We start from the raw sequence: 7,424 nt of genomic DNA, 5'->3' as shown, positions 1-7,424 counted from the left end.
CAGCGCCGCGCGCTGGCGTCGGCGTCGGCGTCGCGGGCGACCCGGCGGGCGGTCAGCTCGTCCTCGATGGCGATCAGTTCGCGGTTCTTCTCGTCCGAAGCCTCCGCGCGGCTCTGGCCGATGGGCCGGCCAGTGATCTCGGCGATGGAGATCGGCTGGGCGCAGACCCGGCCCGAGGCGTCCCACCACTTGCCCGCGGCCTCGCAGCGGTCGCCCGGCGCCTTGACCAGCGCCTGCCAGGCGAAGGTCGCGCCGACCAGCACGGCGAAGGTGCACAGGAACAGCACGCTGAGCCGTTTCATGGTCAGAAGACGATGCATTGGGACGGTCCGAAGCTGGCGCGTTGACGCGGCGTTACGTTGACAGGCCGGGTTAGGCGTACCTATTGCCTGACGCAACATTCCGGCGACTTTGTGGATAGCGCAATGAAGGTTCTCGTCCCCGTCAAACGGGTGATCGACTCCAACGTCAAGGCTCGCGTCAAGGCGGACCAGACCGGCGTCGACCTGGCCAACGTGAAAATGAGCATGAACCCCTTCGACGAGATCGCCGTCGAAGAGGCCGTGCGCATGAAGGAAGGCAAGGAGCATCACGCCGCCGGCACCGCCGACGAGATCGTGGTGGTCTCCATCGGCGTCAGCCAGGCGCAGGAGACGATCCGCAACGCCCTGGCCATCGGCGCCGACCGCGGGATCCTGGTCCAGTCCGACGCCGACCTGGAGCCGCTGGCCGTCGCCAAGCTGCTGAAGGCGGTGGTCGACGAGGAGAAGCCGGACCTGGTCCTGCTGGGCAAGCAGTCGATCGACGGCGACAACAACGCCGTCGGCCAGATGCTGGCCGCCTTGCTGGACTGGCCGCAGGCGACCTTCGCCGGGAAGCTGGAAGTCGCCGGCGGGAAGGCGACCGTGACCCGTGAAGTCGACGGCGGCCTGCAGACCCTGGCGGTGACCCTGCCGGCGGTGGTTTCGGTCGACCTGCGGCTGAACACGCCGCGCTACGCCTCGCTGCCCAACATCATGAAGGCCAAGAAGAAGGAGATCGCCATGAAGGCGGTCGCCGACTACGGCGTCGACACGGCGCCGCGCCTGAAGGTGGTCAAGGTCAGCGAGCCGCCCAAGCGGTCGGCCGGGGTCAAGGTGGCCGACGCCGCCGAACTGGTGTCCAAGCTCAAGTCCGCGGGGGTCCTGTAATGGCCGTTCTCGTCATCGCCGACCACGACGGCTCGGCCGTCCGCGAAACCACGTCCAAGACCGTGACGGCCGCCAAGGGCATCAGCGGCGATGTCGACGTGCTGGTCGTCGGCCAGGGCGCCAAGGCGGCCGCCGACTCGGCCGCCAGGATCGCCGGGGTGCGCAAGGTGCTGCTGGCCGAGAGCGCCGGCCTGGGCAAGGCGCTGGCCGAGGCGGTGGAAGCGACCGTGCTGCCGTTGGCCGGCGGCTACGACGCCATCCTGGCGCCGGCCACCACCGACGGTAAGAACTACGCCCCGCGCATCGCCGCCAAGCTGGACGTCGCCCCGATCTCGGACATCGTCGAAGTCGTCTCGGGCGACACCTTCGTTAGGCCCATCTACGCCGGCAACGCGCTGGAGACGGTGCAGTCCTCGGACGCCAAGAAGGTGATCACCGTGCGCCCGACCGCGTTTGCGGCCGCCGGCGAGGGCGGCTCGGCCGCGGTGGAGACCGTCGCCGGCGCCGACGCGCCCAGGACGACCTCGTGTCGGAAGAGATGGTCAAGTCGGACCGCCCGGAACTGGGCGCCGCCAAGATCGTGGTCTCGGGCGGCCGCGCCCTGGGCTCGGCGGAGGAGTTCCATGCGGTGATGGACCCGCTGGCCGACAAGCTGGGCGCCGCCGTCGGCGCCTCGCGCGCGGCCGTGGACGCGGGCTATGCGCCCAATGACTACCAGGTCGGGCAGACCGGCAAGGTCGTGGCGCCGCAGCTCTACATCGCCATCGGCATCTCGGGCGCCATCCAGCACCTGGCCGGCATGAAGGATTCCAAGGTGATCGTGGCGATCAACAAGGATCCGGACGCGCCGATCTTCCAGGTCGCCGACTACGGCCTGGTCGCGGACTACAAGACCGCCGTGCCGGAGCTGATGAAGGCGCTGGGGTGACCTTGTTTCCGCTCACCCCCGCGAAAGCGGGGACCTAGTCCTTGGATCCGAAGGGCCATGGGACAGGCGGTCATGATCTCCTGGCGACACCGATCTTCCAAAGTGCTGGGTCCCCGCTTTCGCGGGGATGAACGGTGATGGGCGAGGCCAGGAGCATCCATGTCCGGCTCACCCCCGGCGCGTCCACCGATCGTATCGACGGCTGGGACGTGGACCCAGACGGCCGCCCCATCCTCAAGGTCCGCGTGCGCGCCCGGCCCGTCGAGGGCGAGGCCAACGCCGCGCTGATCAAGCTCCTCGCCCAAACCCTCGGCGTGGCGAAGTCGGCGGTGTCGCTGGAGCGGGGCGGGCAGTCGCGGACCAAGCGGATCGCGGTCGCGGGACTGTCCGAGGACGACCTGAAAGCCCGTCTTACGGACTTGTAATGTTTCCGGCCTTGTCGCGGCGCGGCGCAGGCCTTTGTAATCCGCCCCCAGTTGCGCCGCCCGGCGCATAGGGGAGCTTTTCATATGAGACTTCGCCGCCTGCGGGGCCCCAGCCTCGCCGCCCTCGCCGTGCTGGCCCTGGGGGCCTGCGCCACCACCGGATCGACGGGCGCCGCCGCCGACAAGCCCGCGACGACCCGCGAACGCGCGCCCCTGGCGACCGGCCTGGATTATGCGGCCAATCCCGATCCCTTCCCCTCGACCTATCGCGGCCTGCCGCGCGAGAACCTGGCGATCGTCGGCGGCACGGTGTTCACCGGCGCGGGCCAGAAGATCGAGAACGGCGTGGTCGTGGTGACCGACGGGCGGGTGGCCGCGGTCGGCGACGCCTCGACCCCCGTGCCGTCCGGCTATCGGGTGGTGGACGCGCGGGGGCGGTTCGTGACCCCGGGCATCATCGACGTCCACTCGCACCTGGGCGTCTATCCCTCGCCGGGCGTCACCGGCATGAGCGACGGCAACGAGGCGACCAGCCCCAACACGGCGCAGGTCTGGGCCGAGCACAGCCTGTGGCCGCAGGACCCGGGCTTCAACACCGCCCGCGCCGGCGGGGTGACGACGTTGCAGATCCTTCCGGGGTCCGCCAACCTGTTCGGCGGTCGCGGCGTGACGGTGCGCAACGTGCCCTCGGTGACCATGCAGGGGATGAAGTTCCCCAACGCCCCCTACGGCCTGAAGATGGCCTGCGGCGAGAACCCCAGCCGGGTCTACGGCGGCCGCAACCAGAGCCCGGCGACCGGCATGGGCAACATGGCGGGCTATCGCGCCGCCTTCATCGCCGCGCGGGAGTACAAGGCCAAGTGGGACAAGTGGCGCGAGGACGGCGAAGGCTCGCCGCCGACCCGCAACCTGCAGCTGGAGACCCTGGCCGGCGTCCTGGACGGCTCCATCCTGGTGCAGAACCACTGCTACCGGGCCGACGAGATGGCCATGATGATCGACCTGGCCAAGGAGTTCGGCTACCGGGTCACCGCCTTCCACCACGCCATCGAGGCCTACAAGGTCGCGCCGCTGCTGGCCCGCGAGGGCATCTGCGCCGACATGTGGACCGGCTGGTGGGGCTTCAAGATGGAGGCCCTGGACGCGGTCGAGGCCAACGCCGCCCTGGTCGACGCCCAGCCCAACAGCTGCGCGGTCATCCACTCCGACGACGCCGAGCTGACCCAGCGGCTGAACCAGGAAGCCGCCGCGGCCGTGGCCGCCGGCCGCCGGATCGGGATGAACATCCCCGAGGAGCGGGCCATCAGCTGGATCACGCTGAACCCCGCCCGTTCGCTGGGCATCGCCGACCAGACCGGCTCGCTGGAGGCCGGCAAGCGCGCCGACGTGGTGATCTGGAGCGCCAATCCGTTCAGCGTCTACGCCCGCGCCGATCAGGTGTTCATCGACGGAGGCCTGGCCTTCGACCGCATGAACCCCGCCTACCAGCCCGTGTCCGACTTCGAGCTGGGCCAGCCCGGTTTCAACATTCCCGCCGCCAACGTCCCGCAGGGAGCCCGCTGATGCGCCTCAGGAACCTCATCCTCGGCGCGGTCTCCCTGGCCGCGCTCGCAAACCCGACCTTCGCCCAGGAGCTGACCGCCATCACCGGCGGCCGGGTCCTGACCGGGACCTCGGCGATCGAGAGCGGGACCGTCGTTATTCAGAACGGCCGGGTCGTCTCGGTCGGGGCCGGCGCCGCGCCCTCCGGCGCCCGCGTCATCGACGCGCGGGGCAAGGTGGTCGCGCCCGGCTTCGTCGCGGTCGACAGCGGCCTGGGCGGTTCGGAAATCTCGTCGGTGAACGGCTCCGACGACCTGTCGAACGAAGCCAATTCCGTCAGCGCCGCATTCGACGTGTCCTACGGCCTGGATCCCTGGTCCTTCACCCTGCCTGTGGCGCGGTTGGGCGGGATCACCCGCGCGGTGGTGGTGCCCAACCACGCCGGCGGCGGGGGCGGCGGCCACGCCCACGACGATTCCGACTTCGCGGGCGTCCAGCACGGCTTGCAGTCGCCCAGCCTGTTCGCCGGCCAGGCGGCGATCATCCACCTGGCCCAAGGCAACGACATCCTGGTCAAGCCGCGCGTGGCCATGGTCGCGCCGTTCGGCGAGGCCGGGGCCGGGGTCGCCGGCGGGGCCAGGGGCGCGGAGTTCACCCAGTTCAAGGAGACCCTGGCCGAGGTCAGGCTCTACGCCCGCAACCGCGCCGCCTACGACCGCGCCGGCCTGCGCGAGCTCAGCCTGTCCCGCGCCGACCTGGAGGCCCTGATCCCGGTGGCCAACGGAAGCATGCCGCTGATCGTCACCGTCCGCCGGGCGGCCGATATTCAGCAGGTCCTGCGGCTGGCCCGCGAGGAGGGGGTGAAGGTCATCCTGGACGGCGCCGAGGAGGGCTGGCTGGTCGCCGATCAGATCGCCGCCGCCGGCGTGCCGGTTCTGCTGAACCCGACGTCCAACCTCCCGGGCAATCTGGAGACGCGTGCCGCGCGGATGCAGAACGCCGCGGCCCTGGACGCCGCCGGAGTGGTCATCGCCATCAAGGGCGCCGAGGGCTCGGTCCACCGAGCCCGCGAGACCCGCTACAACGCCGGCAACGCCGTCTCGCACGGCCTGCCCTATGCGTCGGCGATCGAGGCGATCACGGTCAATCCGGCCAAGATCTTCGGCATGGCCGGCCAGTTCGGCGAGTTGCGCCCCGGCGCGGCGGCCGACGTCGTGGTCTGGTCCGGCGATCCCCTCGAACCGCTGTCGATCGCCGAGACGATCTTCGTCAATGGCCAGGAGCAGGCGCCCACGAGCCGCCAATTCCTGCTGCGCGACCGCTATCGGGACGGCGGTGAAGGGGCGATGCCGCCGGCCTACAGCCGCTAAGGGGTTAGGTTTTAGGTTCTAGGGTCTAGGGAAGTATGCTTGGAGCAGTCGCTTACTGTCCCTAGTCCCTAGAACCTGACCCCTAGCCCCTTCATGACCCGCATCTTCATCGACGCCGACGCCTGTCCGGTGAAGGACGAGGTGTATCGTGTGGCCGAACGCTATGGGCTGCGTGTGTTCGTGGTCTCCAACGGCTGGATCAACACGCGGCGCGAGCCGTGGATCGAGCAGGTGGTGGTCGACGCCGGGCCCGACGTCGCCGACGACTGGATCGCCGAGCGGGCCGGGCCGGGCGACATCGTGATCACCGCCGACATCCCGCTGGCCGACCGCTGCCTGAAGGCCGGCGCGCAGGCGCTCAAGTCGAACGGGACGCCGTTCACCCCTGATTCCATCGGCTCGGCCTTGGCCGGGCGGATGGTGGGCGAGCACCTGCGGTCCATGGGCGTGGCGACGTCCGGGCCTCCGCCGTTCGGCCCCAAGGACCGCTCGGCCTTCCTGCAAGCGCTCGACCGGGCGGTGGTGATGGCCAAGCGTGTGATCCAATGACCGTCATCCCCGAGGGCGAGCTGGAGTTCCGCTTCTTCCGGGCCGGCGGCCCGGGCGGGCAGAACGTCAACAAGGTCTCGACCAGCGTGCAACTGCGGTTCGATGCGGCCAACTCGCCCTCGCTGACCCCGGCGGTGCGCGAACGGCTGTTGAAACTGGCCGGCAGCCGCGCCACCCAGGCGGGCGAAATCCTGATCACGGCCGTGCGCCATCGCACCCAGGAGCGGAACCGCGCCGACGCCGTGGAACGGCTGCAGGCGCTGGTCGACGAGGCCTCGGTAAAGCCCGTGTTCCGGGTGCCGACCCGGCCAACGCGGGCCTCCAAGGAACGGCGCCTGGAGGGCAAGGCGAAGCGGTCTTCCGTCAAGAGCGGGCGCGGGCGTCCGAGAACCGACGACGGATGACGGAACCGGACGGCCACGCTTGCCGTTAAGGCCCAGCTTGGGCCGATGCAGCGGCCCGTTGTTCAACAAAAGGGCGCCCCCGCATGAAACTCGCCTCCCTCCCCCTGATCGCCGTTTCGGCTGCCGTGTTCGCCCTGGCCGCCTGCCAGAGTCCCGAAGAGAAGGCCAAGACCGACGCGGAACGGCCGAACAGCGAGGGCGCCAGCGCGGCCGAGATCGCCGCCCGGGCGACGACGCGCCAGGCGTCGATGACGCCGGCCGAGCGCGAGGAGTTCCGCAACGGGATGATCGAGATGCTGGACCAGGCCGGCCAGAACCGCGCCGAGGGCCACGTCCGCGTGGAGGGCGTCGAGGACCAGGTGGTCGCCATGCAGCCGCTGCAGTCGCACAACTTCACCGTCCCGATGACCCAGGGCACGCCCTATCTGATCTTCGCCGTCTGTGATGGGGACTGCACGGTCGTGGACCTGGCGCTGGTCAACAGCGCGGGCGAGACGATCAAGTCCGACACCGACAGCGGCGACTTCCCGGTCCTGGACTACACGCCGACCGCCGCCGGGACCTACACGGTCCGCATGACGATGGCCGAATGCAAGCTGGCGCCTTGCTACGCCGGCGCGCGGGTCTACCGGAAGTCCTGACGCCGACGGGGAAGGGTCAGCGCCGGGTGGCGCTGACCCTTCCCTCCTAGGGGGCGGGCCGGAACAGCAGAGCCGCGACCTTGCCGCTGTCGTCGAAGCCGATGATCCATTGCGTCGCCGCATTGGCGAAGACCACGGCGAACAGATCGGCCCCGTCCTCGGAGCCGACGAAGTCGACGGCCTGCAGCGCGCCGAATCCCCGGATCAGGGGCAGGACCTGGCCCTCCTGTTCGCGAACCTTGCCGGCCAGATCTTCGTCATGACCGAATAGTCCAGGGCGCCGGCCTGAGCGCCGGCGATGATGGCGCGCAGGGTCTCTTCGGCCTTCGGGTTGGTCGGGACGGCCCCCGGGTTCGGCGCAGCGGGCCGCGGCGC

8 protein-coding genes and 2 pseudogenes are annotated in these 7,424 nt (G+C 70.1%); 8 read left to right on the top strand and 2 right to left on the bottom strand.

Going from position 1 to position 7,424, the window contains the following annotated elements; translation table 11 throughout:
- A partial coding sequence (locus AC2W7C_RS11185) for a hypothetical protein (RefSeq protein WP_486001512.1) occupies positions 1-320 on the bottom strand: 320 nt, incomplete at its 3' end.
- Between the two features lie 105 nt (positions 321-425).
- Here AC2W7C_RS11185 and AC2W7C_RS11180 point away from each other — a divergent pair.
- The 8 genes and pseudogenes from AC2W7C_RS11180 (at position 426) to AC2W7C_RS11145 (ending at position 7,049) form a co-directional block, all read left to right on the top strand.
- Entirely contained in the window at positions 426-1,190 is a 765-nt protein-coding gene (locus tag AC2W7C_RS11180; RefSeq protein WP_486001511.1) for an electron transfer flavoprotein subunit beta/FixA family protein, read from the top strand.
- Positions 1,190-2,118, top strand: a pseudogene (locus AC2W7C_RS11175) (electron transfer flavoprotein subunit alpha/FixB family protein). The gene AC2W7C_RS11180 and the pseudogene AC2W7C_RS11175 overlap by 1 nt, the downstream one beginning before the upstream one ends.
- 137 nt (positions 2,119-2,255) lie before the next feature.
- Positions 2,256-2,543, top strand: a complete 288-nt coding sequence (locus tag AC2W7C_RS11170) for a DUF167 domain-containing protein (RefSeq protein ID WP_486001510.1) — start codon at positions 2,256-2,258, stop codon at positions 2,541-2,543.
- A gap of 84 nt (positions 2,544-2,627) precedes the next feature.
- The gene (locus tag AC2W7C_RS11165; protein ID WP_486001509.1) at positions 2,628-4,106 is read left to right on the top strand and encodes an amidohydrolase; all 1,479 of its coding nucleotides are present in this window, start codon (positions 2,628-2,630) and stop codon (positions 4,104-4,106) included.
- Positions 4,106-5,455 carry an amidohydrolase family protein gene (locus tag AC2W7C_RS11160; RefSeq protein ID WP_486001508.1) on the top strand — a complete coding sequence of 450 codons (1,350 nt, stop codon included), beginning with the start codon at positions 4,106-4,108 and terminating at the stop codon, positions 5,453-5,455. The genes AC2W7C_RS11165 and AC2W7C_RS11160 overlap by 1 nt, the downstream gene beginning before the upstream one ends.
- Positions 5,456-5,548: 93 nt before the next feature.
- Positions 5,549-6,004 (top strand): YaiI/YqxD family protein, encoded by a 456-nt coding sequence (locus tag AC2W7C_RS11155; RefSeq protein ID WP_486001507.1) that lies wholly within the window; start codon positions 5,549-5,551, stop codon positions 6,002-6,004.
- Positions 6,001-6,408 carry an alternative ribosome rescue aminoacyl-tRNA hydrolase ArfB gene (gene arfB / locus AC2W7C_RS11150; protein WP_486001506.1) on the top strand — a complete coding sequence of 136 codons (408 nt, stop codon included), beginning with the start codon at positions 6,001-6,003 and terminating at the stop codon, positions 6,406-6,408. The genes AC2W7C_RS11155 and arfB overlap by 4 nt, the downstream gene beginning before the upstream one ends.
- A gap of 83 nt (positions 6,409-6,491) precedes the next feature.
- Positions 6,492-7,049, top strand: a complete 558-nt coding sequence (locus AC2W7C_RS11145; RefSeq protein ID WP_486001505.1) for a hypothetical protein — start codon at positions 6,492-6,494, stop codon at positions 7,047-7,049.
- 46 nt (positions 7,050-7,095) lie between these two features.
- Here the strand turns inward: AC2W7C_RS11145 and AC2W7C_RS11140 are convergent.
- A pseudogene (locus AC2W7C_RS11140) lies at positions 7,096-7,424 on the bottom strand (hypothetical protein); the annotation flags it as partial.

The organism is Brevundimonas sp. CURTG3B2_SDJG (genome assembly GCF_057364705.1).
Note: the sequence above shows the minus strand (reverse complement) of the source record. Positions and strands in the feature narration are given on the sequence as shown.